This is a genomic window from Pseudomonas sp. GW456-L12 (assembly GCF_059424045.1).
In genome coordinates, this window is record NZ_JBWKZA010000003.1 from 304,449 (window position 1) to 321,890 (window position 17,442).

A 17,442-nucleotide genomic window follows, 5' to 3' on the forward strand; every position below is an offset into this window, starting at 1 on the left:
GTAGATCGGCAACACACTGATGGTTCGTATGAAGGCCCACGACGCCCGAATGCGCCCGACAGCTGGCCCTCACCTGCTCACTTCCCCCTTGAGCCCATCGTTCAACCGTCGCCATCGCGTCATACCCGACTTGACCGCCTAAGCTTCTGGTCAGCGAGCAGCCAACTACGCACCCTTTGACCTGCGTATCTGGCGAGTCGGAATTTTCCGCCCAAGAACGACTTTTCACACAAGACGCGACGAGGTTTATCTCCATGGCACTGACACGCGAACAGCAAATTGCAGCCCTTGAAAAAGACTGGGCTGAAAACCCGCGCTGGAAAGGCGTGACTCGCACTTATTCCGCTGCCGACGTTGTCCGTCTGCGTGGCTCGGTTCAACCTGAGCACACCCTGGCACGCATGGGCGCCGAGAAGCTCTGGAACCTGGTGACCCAGGGTGCCAAACCGTCCTTCCGTCCTGAGAAAGATTTCGTCAACTGCATGGGCGCCCTGACCGGCGGCCAGGCTGTACAGCAAGTCAAAGCCGGCATCCAGGCGATCTACCTGTCGGGCTGGCAGGTTGCCGCGGACAACAACTCCGCCGAATCGATGTACCCGGACCAGTCGCTGTACCCGGTGGACTCCGTTCCAACCGTGGTCAAGCGCATCAACAACTCGTTCCGTCGCGCCGACCAGATCCAGTGGAAGTCCGGCAAGAACCCGGGTGACGAAGGCTATATCGACTACTTCGCACCGATCGTGGCTGACGCAGAAGCCGGTTTCGGCGGCGTGCTGAACGCCTACGAGCTGATGAAGAGCATGATCGAAGCAGGCGCCGCTGGCGTTCACTTCGAAGACCAGCTGGCTTCCGTGAAGAAATGCGGCCACATGGGCGGCAAGGTACTGGTTCCGACCCAGGAAGCCGTGCAGAAGCTGACCGCTGCCCGCCTGGCGGCCGACGTTGCCGGCGTACCGACCATCATCCTGGCCCGCACCGACGCTAACGCCGCCGACCTGCTGACCTCCGACTGCGACCCGTACGACCAGCCGTTCGTGACCGGCACCCGCACCCAGGAAGGCTTCTATAAAGTGCGCGCCGGCCTCGACCAGGCCATCGCTCGCGGCTTGGCCTACGCGCCGTATGCCGACCTGATCTGGTGCGAAACCGCCAAGCCGGACCTGGACGAAGCCCGCCGCTTCGCCGAAGCGATCAAGAAGGAATACCCGGACCAGATCCTGTCGTACAACTGCTCGCCTTCCTTCAACTGGAAGAAGAACCTGGACGACGCGACCATCGCCAAGTTCCAGCGCGAACTGTCCGCCATGGGCTACAAGCACCAGTTCATCACCCTGGCTGGCATTCACAACATGTGGCACAGCATGTTCAACCTGGCGCACGACTACGCCCGCAACGACATGACCGCCTACGTGAAGCTGCAGGAGCAGGAATTCGCCGACGCCGCCAAGGGTTACACCTTCGTGGCTCACCAGCAGGAAGTGGGCACCGGCTACTTCGACGACATGACCACCGTGATCCAGGGCGGCTCGTCTTCGGTAACCGCACTGACCGGCTCCACCGAAGAAGAACAGTTCCACTGATTCGACTTCGCGCTGAAAAACGGCCATTGCAGACCCGGTAAAAGCTAACTGCAGTGCTGCACATCTGACGCCCCGACTGGTTCGGGGCGTTTTTTTGCCTGCAGCTTTTGCAAGCATCACCGGCAACCCCCAAGCTGCGACAGCAACGAGCCTGCTCGCGACGGCGTCGGCCCGGACACCCTGCCAATCAGGCAAAACATTGATCCAGAGCGGTATGCGTGGAGAAAAAAGCGGGTAAAAGGGGCTCGCTCGCAACTTGCAGTAACGAGCATATAAAAGACAACTTAGCGGCTCTTCATGAGAACCATTGTTTAAAAGCAGCGCCAAATAATATTGATTATCATTTAGAGGCGGTAATGTTCGTTACAGCGAGGACAAAACATAATTAACAAAACACCCGCTAATGCCCACAGGCCGTGGGTTACGGGGCTTGCAAGGGGAGCTATGTCCTTATTCCGCTAAATAATTTCGCCATGAAAATTTACTTGCCCGGTGTTTAGCCATAAAATCACGGCGATTGATTGCACTGCGACATATCGTCACTGCTTTATTTCTTTATCAAGCTCAGAGACCTTTGCTCTCTGTTAAGGATTACCAGCATGCCCGAAGCGACAGGACTCATGGCCCACAACTGGGGCTTTGCCATTTTCCTTCTGGGTGTAGGCGGCCTCTGCGCCTTCATGCTCGGCGTCTCCAGCCTCCTCGGGTCAAAAGCCTGGGGCCGCAGCAAAAACGAACCGTTCGAGTCCGGCATGCTACCTACCGGTGGCGCCCGCTTGCGGCTCTCAGCCAAATTCTATCTGGTCGCGATGCTCTTCGTGATCTTCGATATCGAAGCCCTCTTTCTCTTTGCCTGGTCTGTGTCCGTCCGCGAAAGCGGCTGGACCGGATTCGTCGAAGCTCTCGTTTTCATAGCAATTCTGTTGGCAGGTCTTGTCTACCTTTGGCGGGTGGGGGCTCTTGATTGGGCTCCGGAAGGTCGCCGTAAGCGGCAGGCGAAGCTAAAACAATGAGGCTTTGGCGATGCAATACAATCTCACCAGGATCGACCCCGATGCTCCTAACGAGCAGTATCCGATCGGCGAACGGGAAACCGTTTCCGATCCGTTAGAAGATCAAGTCCACAAAAACATCTTCATGGGCAAGCTGGAAGACGTGCTGAGCGGCGCGGTCAACTGGGGGCGTAAGAACTCCCTGTGGCCGTACAACTTCGGCCTGTCCTGCTGCTACGTGGAAATGACCACCGCCTTCACGGCGCCCCACGACATCGCGCGCTTCGGCGCCGAAGTTATCCGGGCATCACCGCGCCAGGCGGATTTCATGGTTATTGCCGGAACCTGCTTCATCAAGATGGCGCCGATCATTCAGCGCCTCTACGAGCAAATGCTCGAACCGAAGTGGGTCATCTCCATGGGTTCGTGCGCCAACTCCGGTGGCATGTACGACATCTATTCCGTCGTTCAAGGGGTGGACAAGTTCCTGCCCGTGGACGTCTACGTGCCTGGCTGCCCGCCCCGCCCTGAAGCTTTTCTGCAAGGCCTGATGCTCTTGCAGGAGTCGATTGGCCAGGAGCGTCGCCCACTTTCCTGGGTCGTCGGTGACCAAGGCGTGTATCGCGCCGAAATGCCGTCGCAAAAGGAACAGCGCCGCGAACAGCGTATTCAGGTAACCAACCTGCGCAGCCCCGACGAAGTCTGATTCCAGAACGCTTCTTACAAAGAACGAAAAACTGGCTTCATTCTTTACGTTGACCGAAAGCGATAAAAAACCATGACTACAGGCAGTGCTCTGTACATCCCGCCTTATAAGGCAGACGACCAGGATGTGGTCGTCGAACTCAATAACCGTTTTGGCCCTGAGGCGTTCACCGCCCAGGCTACCCGCACCGGCATGCCGGTGCTGTGGGTTACCCGTGCCAAACTCGTCGAAGTCCTGACCTTCCTGCGCAACCTGCCCAAGCCGTACGTCATGCTCTATGACCTGCATGGCGTGGACGAGCGTCTGCGCACCAAGCGTCAAGGGCTGCCAGGCGCCGACTTCAGCGTGTTCTACCACCTGCTGTCGATCGAACGTAATAGTGACGTAATGATCAAGGTCGCCTTGTCCGAGAGCGACCTCAGCTTGCCGACCGTGACCGGTATCTGGCCGAACGCCAACTGGTACGAGCGTGAAGTCTGGGACATGTTCGGCATCGACTTCGCCGGCCACCCTCACCTGTCGCGCATCATGATGCCGCCGACCTGGGAAGGTCACCCGCTGCGCAAGGACTTCCCGGCGCGCGCCACCGAGTTCGATCCGTTCAGCCTGACCCTGGCCAAGCAACAACTGGAAGAAGAAGCCGCGCGCTTCAAGCCGGAAGACTGGGGCATGAAGCGTTCCGGCGCCAACGAGGACTACATGTTCCTCAACCTGGGCCCGAACCACCCTTCGGCCCACGGTGCCTTCCGCATCATCCTGCAGCTGGACGGCGAAGAGATCGTCGACTGCGTACCGGACATCGGCTACCACCACCGTGGCGCCGAGAAGATGGCCGAGCGTCAGTCCTGGCACAGCTTCATCCCGTACACCGACCGTATCGACTACCTCGGCGGCGTGATGAACAACCTGCCGTACGTGCTCTCGGTCGAGAAACTGGCCGGGATCAAGGTGCCGGAGAAGGTCGACGTCATCCGCATCATGATGGCCGAGTTCTTCCGGATCACCAGCCACCTGCTGTTCCTGGGCACCTACATCCAGGACGTCGGCGCCATGACCCCGGTGTTCTTCACCTTCACCGACCGTCAGCGCGCCTACACCGTGATCGAAGCGATCACCGGTTTCCGCCTGCACCCGGCCTGGTACCGCATCGGCGGCGTCGCCCACGACCTGCCGCGCGGCTGGGAAAAACTGGTGAAAGACTTCGTCGACTGGCTGCCCAAGCGCCTCGACGAATACACCAAGGCCGCCCTGCAGAACAGCATCCTCAAGGGTCGTACCATCGGCGTCGCCGCCTACAACACCAAGGAAGCCCTGGAATGGGGCGTCACCGGTGCCGGCCTGCGTTCCACCGGTTGCGATTTCGACCTGCGTAAAGCGCGCCCCTACTCCGGCTACGAGAACTTCGAATTCGAAGTACCGCTGGCGGCCAACGGCGATGCCTACGACCGCTGCATGGTCCGCGTCGAAGAGATGCGCCAGAGCATCAAGATCATCGACCAGTGCCTGCGCAACATGCCGGAAGGCCCGTACAAGGCGGACCACCCGCTGACCACGCCGCCACCGAAAGAGCGCACGCTGCAGCACATCGAGACCCTGATCACGCACTTCCTGCAGGTTTCGTGGGGCCCGGTCATGCCGGCCAACGAGTCCTTCCAGATGATCGAAGCGACCAAGGGCATCAACAGTTATTACCTGACGAGCGATGGCGGCACCATGAGCTACCGCACCCGGATCCGCACCCCGAGCTTCGCCCACCTGCAGCAGATCCCTTCGGTGATCCGCGGCAGCATGGTCGCGGACTTGATCGCGTACCTGGGTAGTATCGACTTCGTTATGGCCGACGTGGACCGCTAAGCATGAACAGCACGCTTATCCAGACAGACCGTTTCGCCCTGAGCGAAACCGAGCGCTCGGCCATCGAGCACGAGCTGCATCACTACGAAGACCCGCGCGCGGCGTCTATCGAAGCCCTGAAGATCGTCCAGAAGGAACGTGGCTGGGTGCCTGATGGCGCGCTCTACGCCATCGGCGAGATCCTCGGCATCCCGGCCAGCGACGTAGAAGGCGTGGCGACGTTCTACAGCCAGATCTTCCGTCAGCCGGTCGGCCGTCACATCATCCGTGTCTGCGACAGCATGGTCTGCTACATCGGCGGCCACGAGTCCGTGGTCAGCCAGATCCAGAGCGAGCTGGGCATCGGCCTCGGCCAGACCACTGCCGACGGCCGCTTCACCCTGCTGCCGGTATGCTGCCTGGGCAACTGCGACAAGGCCCCGGCGCTGATGATCGACGACGACACTTTCGGCGACGTGCAGCCTGCTGGCGTGGCCAAACTGTTGGAGGGCTACGTATGACCCTGACATCCTTCGGCCCTGCCAACCGCATCCAGCGCAGCCCGGAAACCCATCCGCTGACCTGGCGCCTGCGCGACGACGGCGAACCGGTATGGCTCGACGAGTACCAGGCCAAGAACGGCTACGCCGCTGCGCGCAAGGCCTTCGCCGACCTGTCCCAGGACGACATCGTCCAGACCGTCAAGGACGCCGGCCTCAAGGGCCGCGGCGGCGCGGGTTTCCCCACTGGCGTGAAGTGGGGCCTGATGCCCAAAGACGAATCCATGAACATCCGCTACCTGCTGTGCAACGCGGATGAAATGGAACCCAACACCTGGAAAGACCGCATGCTGATGGAGCAACTGCCCCATCTGCTGATCGAAGGCATGCTGATCAGCGCCCGCGCGCTGAAAACCTACCGCGGCTACATCTTCCTGCGGGGCGAGTACACCACCGCCGCCAAGCACCTCAACCGTGCCGTGGAAGAAGCCAAGGCCGCGGGCCTGCTGGGCAAGAACATCCTCGGCTCGGGCTTCGACTTCGAGCTGTTCGTCCACACCGGTGCCGGGCGTTACATCTGCGGTGAAGAAACCGCACTGATCAACTCCCTCGAAGGCCGCCGCGCCAACCCGCGCTCCAAGCCGCCCTTCCCCGCCGCCGTCGGCGTGTGGGGCAAGCCGACCTGCGTGAACAACGTCGAGACCCTGTGCAACGTGCCAGCGATCATCGGCGACGGCGTGGAGTGGTACAAATCCCTCGCTCGCGAAGGCAGTGAAGACCACGGCACCAAGCTGATGGGCTTCTCCGGCAAAGTGAAGAACCCTGGGCTGTGGGAGCTGCCGTTCGGCGTGACCGCGCGCGAGCTGTTCGAAGACTATGCCGGTGGCATGCGCGACGGCTTCAAGCTCAAGTGCTGGCAGCCCGGCGGCGCCGGTACCGGTTTCCTGTTGCCTGAACACCTGGATGCGCAAATGTACGCCGGCGGCATCGCCAAGGTAGGCACCCGCATGGGTACCGGCCTGGCCATGGCGGTCGACGACAGCATCAACATGGTCTCGCTGCTGCGCAACATGGAAGAGTTCTTTGCCCGCGAATCCTGCGGCTTCTGCACCCCTTGCCGCGATGGCCTGCCGTGGAGCGTCAAGCTGCTGCGCGCCCTCGAGAAAGGCGAAGGGCAAGCCGGTGATATCGAGACCCTGCTGGGTCTGGTCGGTTTCCTCGGCCCAGGCAAGACCTTCTGTGCTCACGCACCGGGCGCCGTGGAGCCATTGGGCAGTGCCATCAAGTATTTCCGTCCAGAGTTCGAGGCCGGCATCGCAGCTACCAGTGCTGCCGCCATCCCGCCTCTGGCCCGGCCGATCGTAGTCGGCGCGTAAACGTATCGAACGAGGGTGGTCCGTGCCGCCCTCGTATCGCCTGAAGACGCCGCGACGCGCCAGGCGAGCACCAAGATTCCATTAGCCACGCCCGCTGACACCGGGCCAACGAAGAACTTTGAACCATGGCCACTATCCACGTAGACGGCAAAGCGCTCGAAGTCGATGGGGCGGACAACCTGTTACAGGCATGTCTGTCACTAGGCCTCGACATCCCTTATTTCTGCTGGCACCCCGCTCTCGGTAGCGTCGGTGCCTGTCGCCAGTGCGCGGTCAAGCAATACACCGACGAGAACGACACCCGTGGTCGCATCGTCATGTCCTGCATGACTCCCGCCACCGACAACACCTGGATCTCCATCGACGATGAAGAATCCAAGGCCTTCCGCGCCAGTGTCGTCGAATGGCTGATGACCAACCACCCGCACGACTGCCCGGTCTGCGAGGAAGGCGGTCACTGCCACCTGCAAGACATGACCGTGATGACCGGCCACAACGAGCGCCGTTATCGCTTCACCAAGCGTACCCACCAGAACCAGGAACTCGGCCCGTTCATCGCTCACGAGATGAACCGCTGCATCGCCTGCTACCGTTGCGTGCGTTTCTACAAGGACTATGCCGGCGGCACCGACCTTGGTGTGTTCGGCGCCCACGACAACGTGTACTTCGGTCGCGTTGAAGACGGCACCCTGGAAAGCGAGTTCTCCGGCAACCTCACCGAGGTCTGCCCGACCGGTGTGTTCACCGACAAGACTCACTCCGAGCGCTACAACCGCAAATGGGACATGCAGTTCTCGCCGAGCATCTGCCATGGCTGCTCCAGCGGTTGCAACATTTCCCCGGGCGAGCGCTACGGCGAACTGCGGCGCATCGAGAACCGCTACAACGGTTCGGTGAACCAGTACTTCCTATGCGACCGTGGCCGTTTCGGCTACGGCTACGTCAACCGCGAAGACCGTCCACGCCAGCCGCTGCTGAACGACGGTACCAAGCTGAACCTGGACCAGGCGCTGGACAAGGCCGCCGACCTGCTGCGCGGGCGCAATATCGTCGGTATCGGTTCGCCTCGCGCCAGCCTGGAAAGCAACTACGCCCTGCGTGAACTGGTAGGCGCCGAGCACTTCTACAGCGGTATCGAAGCCGCCGAACTGGAGCGCATCCGCCTGGTCCTGCAAGTGCTGAGAAACAGCCCGCTGCCCGTGCCGACCATGCGCGACATCGAAGACCACGATGCAGTGTTCGTCCTCGGCGAGGACCTGACCCAGACCGCCGCCCGCATGGCCCTGGCCCTGCGCCAGTCGGTCAAGGGCAAGGCCGAAGAGATGGCCGACGCCATGCGCGTCCAGCCATGGCTCGACGCCGCGGTGAAAAACATCGGCCAGCACGCGCTGAACCCGCTGTTCATTGCAAGCATCGCTGAAACCAAGCTCGACGACGTCGCCGAGGAGTGTGTACACGCCGCTCCCGACGACCTGGCGCGCATCGGTTTCGCCGTGGCCCACGCCCTGGACGCCAGCGCCCCGGCCGTCGAAGACCTGGACAGCGAAGCCTTTGAGCTGGCCAAGCGCATCGCCGACGCCCTCCTCGCCGCCAAGCGCCCACTGATCATCGCCGGCACCTCCCTGGGTTCCAAGGCGCTGATCGAAGCCGCGGCGAACATCGCCAAGGCCCTCAAGCTGCGCGAGAAGAACGGTTCCATCAGCCTGATCGTGCCCGAGGCCAACAGCCTCGGCCTGGCCATGCTCGGTGGCGAATCGGTGGACGCCGCCCTGCAAGCGGTCATCGACGGCCAGGCCGACGCCCTGGTCGTGCTGGAAAACGATCTGTACACCCGCACCGACGCCGCCAAGGTCGATGCCGCGCTGAACGCCGCGAAAGTGCTGATCGTCGCCGACCACCAGAAGACCGCCACCAGCGATCGCGCGCACCTGGTCCTGCCAGCGGCCAGCTTCGCCGAGGGCGACGGCACCCTGGTTAGCCAGGAAGGCCGTGCCCAGCGCTTCTTCCAGGTGTTCGATCCAACCTATATGGATGCCAGCATCCTGGTTCACGAAGGCTGGCGCTGGCTGCATGCCCTGCGCTCTACCCTGCTGAACAAGCCGGTGGACTGGACCCAGCTGGACCACGTGACCGCCGCCTGCGCCCAGAGCAACCCGCAACTGGCGCACATCGTCGATGCCGCGCCATCGGCGTCGTTCCGCATCAAGGGCCTGAAGCTGGCTCGCGAACCGCTGCGTTACAGCGGCCGTACCGCCATGCGCGCCGATATCAGCGTGCACGAGCCACGTACCCCGCAAGACCAGGACACCGCGTTCTCCTTCTCCATGGAAGGTTACTCGGGCTCCGTGGAACCGCGCTCCCAGGTGCCGTTCGCCTGGTCGCCGGGCTGGAACTCGCCGCAAGCCTGGAACAAGTTCCAGGACGAAGTCGGTGGTCATCTGCGTGCCGGCGATCCGGGCACCCGCCTGATCGAAAGCCAGGGCGACAGCCTCGGCTGGTTCGCCAGCGTGCCGCGCGCCTTCTCCCCTGCCCAGGGCACCTGGCAGGCGGTGCCGTTCTACCACCTGTTCGGCAGCGAGGAGAACTCTTCGAAAGCCGCTCCGGTCCAGGAACGCATCCCGGCCGCCTACGTCTCCCTGGCCAAGTCCGAAGCCGACCGCCTGGGCGTCAACGATGGCGCGCTGCTCGCCGTGAGCGTGGCGGGCCAGACCTTGCGTCTACCGCTGCGCATCAACGAAGAGCTGGGCGCTGGCCTGGTGGCCCTGCCGGCAGGCCTGGCGGGCATTCCACCGGCGTTCTTTGGCAAATCCGTTGACGGTCTGCAGGAGGCAGCGCAATGACCTGGTTCACCCCTGAAGTGATCGACGTGATCCTGGCGGTCGTCAAAGCCCTGGTCATCATGCTGGCCGTGGTGGTCGCAGGTGCCTTGCTCAGCTTTGTCGAACGTCGCCTGCTGGGCTGGTGGCAGGACCGTTACGGTCCGAACCGCGTTGGCCCGTTCGGCATGTTCCAGATCGCCGCCGACATGCTGAAGATGTTCTTCAAGGAAGACTGGACCCCGCCGTTTGCCGACAAGGTGATCTTCACCCTGGCACCGGTCGTGGCCATGAGCGCCTTGCTGATCGCTTTCGCGATCATCCCGATCACCCCGACCTGGGGCGTGGCGGACCTGAACATCGGCCTGCTGTTCTTCTTCGCCATGGCCGGCCTGTCGGTCTACGCGGTGCTGTTCGCCGGCTGGTCGAGCAACAACAAGTTCGCCCTGCTCGGCAGCCTGCGCGCCTCGGCCCAGACCGTGTCCTATGAAGTGTTCATGGGCCTGGCGCTGATGGGCATCGTGGCCCAGGTCGGCTCGTTCAACATGCGCGACATCGTCGACTACCAGGCGCAGAACCTGTGGTTCATCATTCCGCAGTTCTTCGGCTTCTGTACCTTCTTCATCGCTGGCGTGGCCGTGACTCACCGTCACCCGTTCGACCAGCCGGAAGCGGAACAGGAACTGGCCGACGGTTACCACATTGAATACGCCGGCATGAAATGGGGCATGTTCTTCGTTGGCGAGTACATCGGCATCATCCTGATCTCGGCACTGCTGGTCACCCTGTTCTTCGGTGGCTGGCACGGTCCGTTCGGCATCCTGCCGCAACTGTCCTTCGTCTGGTTCGCCCTGAAGACCGCGTTCTTCATCATGCTGTTCATCCTGCTGCGCGCTTCCATCCCGCGTCCGCGTTATGACCAGGTGATGGACTTCAGCTGGAAATTCTGCCTGCCGCTGACCCTGATCAATTTGCTGGTGACTGCTGCGCTTGTGTTGTTGAACACGCCAGCAGGCGCGGTTCAGTGAGGATTTGACCCATGTTCAAATATATTGGCGACATCGTTAAGGGTACTGGTACCCAACTGCGCAGCCTGGTGATGGTCTTCGGCCATGGCTTTCGCAAGCGCGACACCCTGCAATACCCGGAAGAGCCGGTCTACCTGCCGCCCCGCTACCGCGGCCGCATCGTGCTGACCCGCGACCCCGATGGCGAAGAGCGTTGCGTAGCCTGCAACCTGTGCGCCGTGGCATGCCCGGTGGGATGCATCTCGCTGCAGAAAGCTGAAACCGAAGACGGTCGCTGGTACCCGGACTTCTTCCGCATCAACTTCTCGCGTTGCATCTTCTGCGGCCTCTGCGAGGAAGCCTGCCCGACCACCGCGATCCAGCTGACCCCGGATTTCGAGATGGCCGAGTTCAAACGTCAGGACCTGGTTTACGAGAAAGAAGATCTGCTGATCTCCGGCCCCGGAAAGAACCCTGATTACAACTTCTATCGTGTTGCAGGTATGGCCATTGCCGGTAAGCCAAAAGGCTCCGCGCAAAACGAAGCCGAGCCGATCAACGTGAAGAGCTTGCTGCCTTAAGGAAGAAAGATGGAATTCGCTTTCTATTTCGCGTCAGGTGTCGCCGTTGTCTCCACGCTCCGCGTGGTGACCAACACCAACCCTGTGCACGCCCTGCTCTACCTGATCATTTCGCTGATCGCCGTGGCGATGACCTTCTTCAGCCTCGGCGCGCCGTTCGCCGGCGTACTGGAAGTGATCGCCTATGCTGGCGCCATCATGGTGCTGTTCGTGTTCGTGGTGATGATGCTGAACCTGGGGCCTGCCTCGGTTCAGCAGGAACGCATCTGGCTCAAGCCGGGAATCTGGCTGGGGCCGGTGGTGCTTGCCGCCCTGCTGCTGGTGGAACTGCTGTACGTGCTGTTCAGCCACCAGAGCGGTACCGGTGTCGGCCACACCACCGTGGACGCCAAGGCCGTGGGCATCAGCCTGTTCGGTCCTTATCTGCTGGTGGTCGAACTCGCCTCGATGCTGCTGCTCGCCGCAGCCGTCACGGCGTTCCACCTGGGCCGCAACGAGGCGAAGGAGTAAGACCATGCCTACTATCGGAACTATCCCTCTGGAGCATGGCCTGGCCGTTGCCGGCATCCTGTTCTGCCTTGGCCTGGTCGGCCTGATGGTGCGCCGCAACATTCTCTTCGTGCTGATGAGCCTGGAAGTGATGATGAACGCCTCCGCCCTGGCCTTCATCGTCGCAGGTGCCAGATGGGCGCAGCCGGATGGACAGATCATGTTCATCCTGGTGATCAGCCTGGCAGCCGCCGAGGCCAGTATCGGCCTGGCGATCCTGTTGCAGCTGTATCGCCGCTTCCACACTCTCGATATCGACGCTGCCAGCGAGATGCGCGGATGAACCTTCTCTATCTGACTTTCCTGTTCCCCCTGATCGGTTTCCTGCTGCTGTCGTTCTCCCGTGGACGCCTCTCGGAAAACCTCGCCGCCCTGATCGGTGTCGGCTCCGTTGGCCTGTCGGCGATTGTCGCGGCTTATGTGATCTGGCAATTCAACGTCGCCCCGCCGGAAGGTGGCCACTACACCCAGGTGCTGTGGCAGTGGATGACCGTAGGCGACTTCAAGCCGACCTTCGCCCTGTATCTGGATGGCCTGTCCGTGACCATGCTCGGCGTGGTGGTGGGCGTGGGCTTCCTGATCCACCTGTTCGCGTCCTGGTACATGCGCGGTGAAGACGGTTACTCACGCTTCTTCGCCTACACCAACCTGTTCATCGCCAGCATGCTGTTCCTGGTGCTCGGCGATGACCTGTTGTTCCTGTACTTCGGCTGGGAAGGCGTGGGCCTGTGTTCGTACCTGCTGATCGGTTTCTACTACAGCAACCGCAACAACGGTAACGCGGCACTCAAGGCCTTTATCGTCACCCGCATCGGCGACGTGTTCATGGCCATCGGCCTGTTCATCCTGTTCCAGCAGCTGGGCACCCTGAATATCCAGCAACTGCTGGTCGCGGCGCCTGCGAAGTTCCAGGCCGGCGACTTCTGGATCGTCCTGGCGACCCTGATGCTGCTGGGTGGCGCGGTCGGTAAATCCGCCCAGCTGCCGCTGCAGACCTGGCTGGCGGACGCGATGGCCGGCCCTACCCCGGTTTCGGCCCTGATCCACGCCGCAACCATGGTGACCGCCGGTGTCTACCTGATCGCCCGTACCCACGGTCTGTTCGCCCTGGCGCCGGATATCCTGCACCTGGTGGGCGTCGTCGGTGGCGTGACTCTGGTCCTGGCCGGCTTCGCCGCGCTGGTCCAGACCGACATCAAGCGGATTCTCGCCTACTCGACCATGAGCCAGATCGGCTACATGTTCCTGGCCCTGGGCGTTGGCGCCTGGGATGGCGCGATCTTCCACCTGATGACCCACGCCTTCTTCAAGGCCCTGCTGTTCCTTGCCTCCGGTGCGGTGATCGTTGCCTGCCACCACGAGCAGAACATCTTCAAGATGGGCGGCCTGTGGAAGAAACTGCCACTGGCCTACGCCAGCTTCATCGTCGGCGGCGCGGCCCTGGCGGCCTTGCCACTGGTCACCGCCGGTTTCTACTCCAAGGACGAGATCCTCTGGGAAGCCTTCGCCAGCGGTAACCACGGCCTGCTGTATGCCGGTCTGGTGGGGGCCTTCATGACCTCGCTGTACACCTTCCGCCTGATCTTCATCACCTTCCACGGTGAAGCCAAGACCGAAGCCCATGCCGGCCACGGCATCAGCCACTGGCTGCCGCTGTCGGTGCTGATCATTCTGTCGACCGCCGTCGGCGCCATGATCACTCCACCGCTGCACGGTGTGCTGCCGCAAAGCGTCGGCCATGCCGGTGGCGAAGCCAAGCACAGCCTGGAACTGGCGTCGGGCGCCATCGCCATCGCCGGTATCCTGCTGGCCGCGCTGCTGTTCCTCGGCAAGCGTCGCTTCGTTACCGCCGTCGCCAACAGCGGCATCGGCCGCATCCTCTCGGCCTGGTGGTTCGCTGCCTGGGGCTTCGACTGGATCTACGACAAACTGTTCGTCAAGCCATATCTGGCGATCAGCCATGTACTGCGCAAAGACCCGCTCGACCAGACCATCGGTCTGATCCCGCGTCTGGCCAAAGGGGGCCACAACTCCCTGAGCCGTACGGAAACCGGTCAACTGCGTTGGTACGCCGCCTCGATGGCTGCTGGTGCCGTGCTGGTTATCGGCGCCGTCGTGCTGGTAGCGGTCTGATATGAACCTTGCGAACTTGCGAAAGGAATTGAGCCCGTCATGATTCTGCCTTGGCTAATCCTGATCCCCTTCATCGGCGGCCTGCTGTGCTGGATGGGTGAGCGCTTCGGCGCCACCCTCCCCCGCTGGATTGCGCTGCTGACCATGTCCCTGGAACTCGCTCTCGGCCTCTGGCTGTGGGCCCATGGCGACTATTCATTCGCTCCGGCACCTGGCGCCGATCCGACCTGGACCCTGGAGTTCAAGCACGTCTGGATCGAGCGCTTCGGCATCAACGTGCACCTGGCCCTCGATGGCCTGTCGCTGTTGATGATCCTGCTGACCGGCCTCCTGGGCGTGCTGTCCGTCCTCTGCTCCTGGAAAGAGATCCAGCGTCACGTGGGCTTCTTCCACCTGAACCTGATGTGGATCCTGGGCGGTGTCGTCGGCGTGTTCCTCGCCCTCGACCTGTTCATGTTCTTCTTCTTCTGGGAAATGATGCTGGTGCCGATGTACTTCCTCATCGCGCTCTGGGGTCACAGTTCTTCGGACGGCAAGAAAACCCGGATCTACGCCGCGACCAAGTTCTTCATCTTCACTCAGGCTTCCGGCCTGATCATGCTGGTGGCGATCCTCGGTCTGGTGCTGGTCAACTTCAACGACACCGGCGTGATCACCTTCAACTACGCCGACCTGTTGAAGACCAAGATGTCGACCACCACCGAGTACGTGCTGATGCTCGGCTTCTTCATCGCCTTCGCGGTGAAATTGCCGGTGGTGCCGTTCCACTCCTGGCTGCCTGACGCTCACGCCCAGGCACCGACCGCGGGCTCCGTGGACCTCGCCGGCATCTTGCTGAAGACCGCGGCCTACGGCCTGCTGCGTTTCGCCCTGCCGCTGTTCCCGAATGCCTCGGCCGAGTTCGCGCCGATCGCCATGACCCTGGGTCTGATCGGGATCTTCTACGGTGCCTTCCTGGCCTTCGCCCAGACCGACATCAAGCGCCTGGTGGCATTCTCCAGCGTTTCGCACATGGGCTTCGTGCTGATCGGCATCTACTCCGGCAGCCAGCTGGCCCTGCAGGGCGCGGTGATCCAGATGCTGGCTCACGGCCTGTCGGCGGCGGCACTCTTTATCCTCTGCGGCCAGCTCTACGAGCGCACCCACACCCGCGACATGCGTGAAATGGGCGGCCTGTGGTCGAAGATCGCCTACCTGCCAGCCATCAGCCTGTTCTTCGCCGCGGCCTCGCTGGGCTTGCCGGCGACCGGTAACTTCGTCGGCGAATTCCTGATCCTGATCGGCACCTTCGCCCGTGCTCCATGGGTCACCGTGCTCGCGACGTCCGGTCTGGTATTCGGTTCGGTCTATTCGCTGATCATGATTCACCGCGCCTACTTCGGCCCCGCCAAGTCGGACGCGGTCCTGCACGGCATGGACGCTCGCGAACTGATCATGGTGGTCGGACTGGCGGCGCTGCTGATTTACATCGGCATCTACCCGCAACCGTTCCTCGATACCTCTGCCGCCACCATGAGTGGCGTGCAGCAATGGCTCGGCACCGCCTTCACTCAACTCGCTTCGGCCCGGTAAGAGCGCTATGGACTTTACGATTCAACACTTTATCGCGCTTGCGCCGCTGTTGATCACCAGCCTCACCATCATTGTGGTGATGCTGGCTATCGCCTGGCGTCGCAACCATTCGCAAACCTTCCTGCTGTCGGTCGCCGGTCTGAACCTGGCGTTGCTGTCGATCCTCCCGGCCCTGAAAGTCACCCCTCTGGCGGTGACTCCATTGCTGCAGATCGACCAGTTCGCCTGCCTGTACATGGCGCTGATCCTGGTGGCCACCCTGGCCTGCGTCACCCTCGCCCATGCCTACCTGGGCGACGGCGGCACCGGTTACCCGGGCAACCGCGAAGAACTGTACCTGCTGATCCTGATGGCCGCCGCCGGCGGCCTGGTTCTGGTCAGTGCGCAGCACCTGGCTGGCTTGTTCATCGGCCTGGAGCTGCTCTCGGTACCGGTCTACGGCCTGGTGGCTTATGCCTTCTTCAACAAGCGCTCGCTGGAAGCCGGCATCAAGTACATGGTGCTGTCGGCCGCCGGTTCCGCGTTCCTGTTGTTCGGCATGGCCCTGCTCTACGCCGAAGCCGGCAGCCTGAGCTTCAACGGCATCGGTCAGGCCCTGGCCGCGACCGGCCTGCCTAGCCCGCTGGCCCAACTGGGCCTGGGCATGATGCTGATCGGCCTGGCGTTCAAGCTGTCGCTGGTACCCTTCCACCTGTGGACCCCGGACGTCTACGAAGGGGCCCCGGCGCCTGTGGCGGCCTTCCTGGCCACCGCGAGCAAGGTAGCGGTATTCGCGGTGATGGTGCGTCTGTTCCAGATTTCGCCGGTGGCCAGCAGCGGTGTCCTGAACACCGTGCTGACCCTGATCGCGATTGCCTCGATCCTGTTCGGTAACCTGCTGGCGCTGACCCAGAGCAACCTCAAGCGTCTGCTGGGTTACTCGTCCATCGCCCACTTCGGTTACCTGCTGATCGCCCTGGTGGCGAGCAAGGGCCTGGCGATGGAAGCCATCGGCGTCTACCTGGTCACCTACGTGATCACCAGCCTCGGCGCCTTCGGCGTGATCACCCTGATGTCCTCGCCCTACAAGGGTCGCGACGCGGATGCCCTGTACGAGTACCGCGGCCTGTTCTGGCGCCGTCCGTACCTGACCGCTGTACTGACCGTGATGATGCTGTCCCTGGCCGGCATCCCGCTGACCGCGGGCTTCATCGGCAAGTTCTACATCATCGCCACCGGTGTCGAAGCGCACCAATGGTGGCTGGTCGGCTCCCTGGTCCTGGGCAGCGCCATCGGCGTGTTCTACTACCTGCGCGTCATGGTCACCCTGTACCTGATCGAGCCGAACCTGCGCCGCGTCGACGCCCAGCTGCACTGGGAACAGAAAGCCGGCGGCGTGATGCTGCTGGCCATCGCGGTCCTGGCGTTCTTCCTCGGCGTCTACCCACAACCGCTGCTGATCCTGGTCCAGCAATCCGGTCTGGCGGGCTGATCGCTCAAGCACGATCCGCAGTAAAACAAGACGGCGCCTTCGGGCGCCGTTTTGCATTTATGGGAACGGCCCTCCCCTGCCCTGCGAATTGCCCTTCAAGCAAATCCGTGATGCCTGACATACCCGAACTGTGCCTGGCTTTAAAGTGAACTCCACACGCCACACTCAAATAGAGGCAAGGAAAGACGATGAGACGAGACATCTTTTCCGAGTTGATCGAAGGCCTTGAAGCGCTGGCAGATGAACGCCACGGCAGGATCACACTACCCACCAGGACGCTGTCGCGAGCAATCGAGCGGCAACCCTCTACACCTACAGAACTGAAG

General features: G+C 62.1%; 14 protein-coding genes and 1 pseudogene. All 15 read left to right on the top strand.

Annotated elements, in window-relative coordinates; translation table 11 throughout:
- Positions 1 to 254: 254 nt before the first annotated feature.
- Complete coding sequence (aceA, locus tag AC07Y9_RS06035) at positions 255 to 1,580, top strand: isocitrate lyase (RefSeq protein ID WP_007929188.1); 1,326 nt, start codon at positions 255 to 257, stop codon at positions 1,578 to 1,580.
- Positions 1,581 to 2,179: 599 nt separating this feature from the next.
- A complete protein-coding gene (locus tag AC07Y9_RS06040) occupies positions 2,180 to 2,593 on the top strand; it encodes an NADH-quinone oxidoreductase subunit A (protein WP_007929187.1) in 414 nt (137 codons plus the stop codon).
- Positions 2,594 to 2,603: 10 nt separating this feature from the next.
- Positions 2,604 to 3,278: a NuoB/complex I 20 kDa subunit family protein gene (locus AC07Y9_RS06045; RefSeq protein ID WP_007929186.1), complete on the top strand. Its 675-nt coding sequence runs from the start codon at positions 2,604 to 2,606 to the stop codon at positions 3,276 to 3,278.
- 72 nt (positions 3,279 to 3,350) lie between these two features.
- A complete protein-coding gene (gene nuoC, locus AC07Y9_RS06050; protein WP_007929185.1) occupies positions 3,351 to 5,132 on the top strand; it encodes an NADH-quinone oxidoreductase subunit C/D in 1,782 nt (593 codons plus the stop codon).
- 2 nt (positions 5,133 to 5,134) lie between these two features.
- Complete coding sequence (gene nuoE, locus AC07Y9_RS06055) at positions 5,135 to 5,632, top strand: NADH-quinone oxidoreductase subunit NuoE (RefSeq protein WP_007929184.1); 498 nt, start codon at positions 5,135 to 5,137, stop codon at positions 5,630 to 5,632.
- Positions 5,629 to 6,987: an NADH-quinone oxidoreductase subunit NuoF gene (gene nuoF / locus AC07Y9_RS06060; RefSeq protein WP_102679840.1), complete on the top strand. Its 1,359-nt coding sequence runs from the start codon at positions 5,629 to 5,631 to the stop codon at positions 6,985 to 6,987. The genes nuoE and nuoF overlap by 4 nt, the downstream gene beginning before the upstream one ends.
- A gap of 125 nt (positions 6,988 to 7,112) precedes the next feature.
- Entirely contained in the window at positions 7,113 to 9,827 is a 2,715-nt protein-coding gene (gene nuoG / locus AC07Y9_RS06065) for an NADH-quinone oxidoreductase subunit NuoG (protein ID WP_102679841.1), read from the top strand.
- Positions 9,824 to 10,831, top strand: a complete 1,008-nt coding sequence (nuoH, locus tag AC07Y9_RS06070) for an NADH-quinone oxidoreductase subunit NuoH (RefSeq protein ID WP_007929607.1) — start codon at positions 9,824 to 9,826, stop codon at positions 10,829 to 10,831. The genes nuoG and nuoH overlap by 4 nt, the downstream gene beginning before the upstream one ends.
- 11 nt (positions 10,832 to 10,842) lie before the next feature.
- On the top strand, positions 10,843 to 11,391 hold the full coding sequence (nuoI, locus tag AC07Y9_RS06075) for an NADH-quinone oxidoreductase subunit NuoI (protein WP_003223795.1): 549 nt from the start codon (positions 10,843 to 10,845) through the stop codon (positions 11,389 to 11,391).
- 9 nt (positions 11,392 to 11,400) lie between these two features.
- Positions 11,401 to 11,901 carry an NADH-quinone oxidoreductase subunit J gene (gene nuoJ, locus AC07Y9_RS06080; protein WP_007929608.1) on the top strand — a complete coding sequence of 167 codons (501 nt, stop codon included), beginning with the start codon at positions 11,401 to 11,403 and terminating at the stop codon, positions 11,899 to 11,901.
- 13 nt (positions 11,902 to 11,914) lie between these two features.
- On the top strand, positions 11,915 to 12,223 hold the full coding sequence (nuoK, locus tag AC07Y9_RS06085) for an NADH-quinone oxidoreductase subunit NuoK (RefSeq protein WP_085985111.1): 309 nt from the start codon (positions 11,915 to 11,917) through the stop codon (positions 12,221 to 12,223).
- Positions 12,220 to 14,073, top strand: coding sequence for an NADH-quinone oxidoreductase subunit L (gene nuoL / locus AC07Y9_RS06090; protein WP_007929611.1), 1,854 nt, complete (start codon positions 12,220 to 12,222; stop codon positions 14,071 to 14,073). Before nuoK ends, nuoL begins: the two co-directional genes overlap by 4 nt.
- 39 nt (positions 14,074 to 14,112) lie before the next feature.
- A complete protein-coding gene (nuoM, locus tag AC07Y9_RS06095) occupies positions 14,113 to 15,645 on the top strand; it encodes an NADH-quinone oxidoreductase subunit M (protein ID WP_007929612.1) in 1,533 nt (510 codons plus the stop codon).
- 7 nt (positions 15,646 to 15,652) lie between these two features.
- Positions 15,653 to 17,116, top strand: coding sequence for an NADH-quinone oxidoreductase subunit NuoN (gene nuoN, locus AC07Y9_RS06100; protein ID WP_007929613.1), 1,464 nt, complete (start codon positions 15,653 to 15,655; stop codon positions 17,114 to 17,116).
- Between the two features lie 188 nt (positions 17,117 to 17,304).
- Positions 17,305 to 17,389, top strand: a pseudogene (locus tag AC07Y9_RS06105) (transcriptional regulator); the annotation flags it as partial.
- Between the last annotated feature and the right edge of the window lie 53 nt (positions 17,390 to 17,442).

What these genes read in the sequence shown, in the direction of transcription:
- nuoF (WP_102679840.1), top strand. Translation starts at nt 5,629, where the DNA reads ATGACCCTGACATCCTTCGGCCCTGCCAACCGCATCCAGCGCAGCCCG.
- nuoN (WP_007929613.1), top strand. Translation starts at nt 15,653, where the DNA reads ATGGACTTTACGATTCAACACTTTATCGCGCTTGCGCCGCTGTTGATC.
- AC07Y9_RS06045 (WP_007929186.1), top strand. Translation starts at nt 2,604, where the DNA reads ATGCAATACAATCTCACCAGGATCGACCCCGATGCTCCTAACGAGCAG.
- nuoJ (WP_007929608.1), top strand. Translation starts at nt 11,401, where the DNA reads ATGGAATTCGCTTTCTATTTCGCGTCAGGTGTCGCCGTTGTCTCCACG.
- nuoH (WP_007929607.1), top strand. Translation starts at nt 9,824, where the DNA reads ATGACCTGGTTCACCCCTGAAGTGATCGACGTGATCCTGGCGGTCGTC.
- nuoC (WP_007929185.1), top strand. Translation starts at nt 3,351, where the DNA reads ATGACTACAGGCAGTGCTCTGTACATCCCGCCTTATAAGGCAGACGAC.
- nuoG (WP_102679841.1), top strand. Translation starts at nt 7,113, where the DNA reads ATGGCCACTATCCACGTAGACGGCAAAGCGCTCGAAGTCGATGGGGCG.
- nuoI (WP_003223795.1), top strand. Translation starts at nt 10,843, where the DNA reads ATGTTCAAATATATTGGCGACATCGTTAAGGGTACTGGTACCCAACTG.
- AC07Y9_RS06040 (WP_007929187.1), top strand. Translation starts at nt 2,180, where the DNA reads ATGCCCGAAGCGACAGGACTCATGGCCCACAACTGGGGCTTTGCCATT.
- nuoM (WP_007929612.1), top strand. Translation starts at nt 14,113, where the DNA reads ATGATTCTGCCTTGGCTAATCCTGATCCCCTTCATCGGCGGCCTGCTG.
- nuoL (WP_007929611.1), top strand. Translation starts at nt 12,220, where the DNA reads ATGAACCTTCTCTATCTGACTTTCCTGTTCCCCCTGATCGGTTTCCTG.
- nuoE (WP_007929184.1), top strand. Translation starts at nt 5,135, where the DNA reads ATGAACAGCACGCTTATCCAGACAGACCGTTTCGCCCTGAGCGAAACC.
- aceA (WP_007929188.1), top strand. Translation starts at nt 255, where the DNA reads ATGGCACTGACACGCGAACAGCAAATTGCAGCCCTTGAAAAAGACTGG.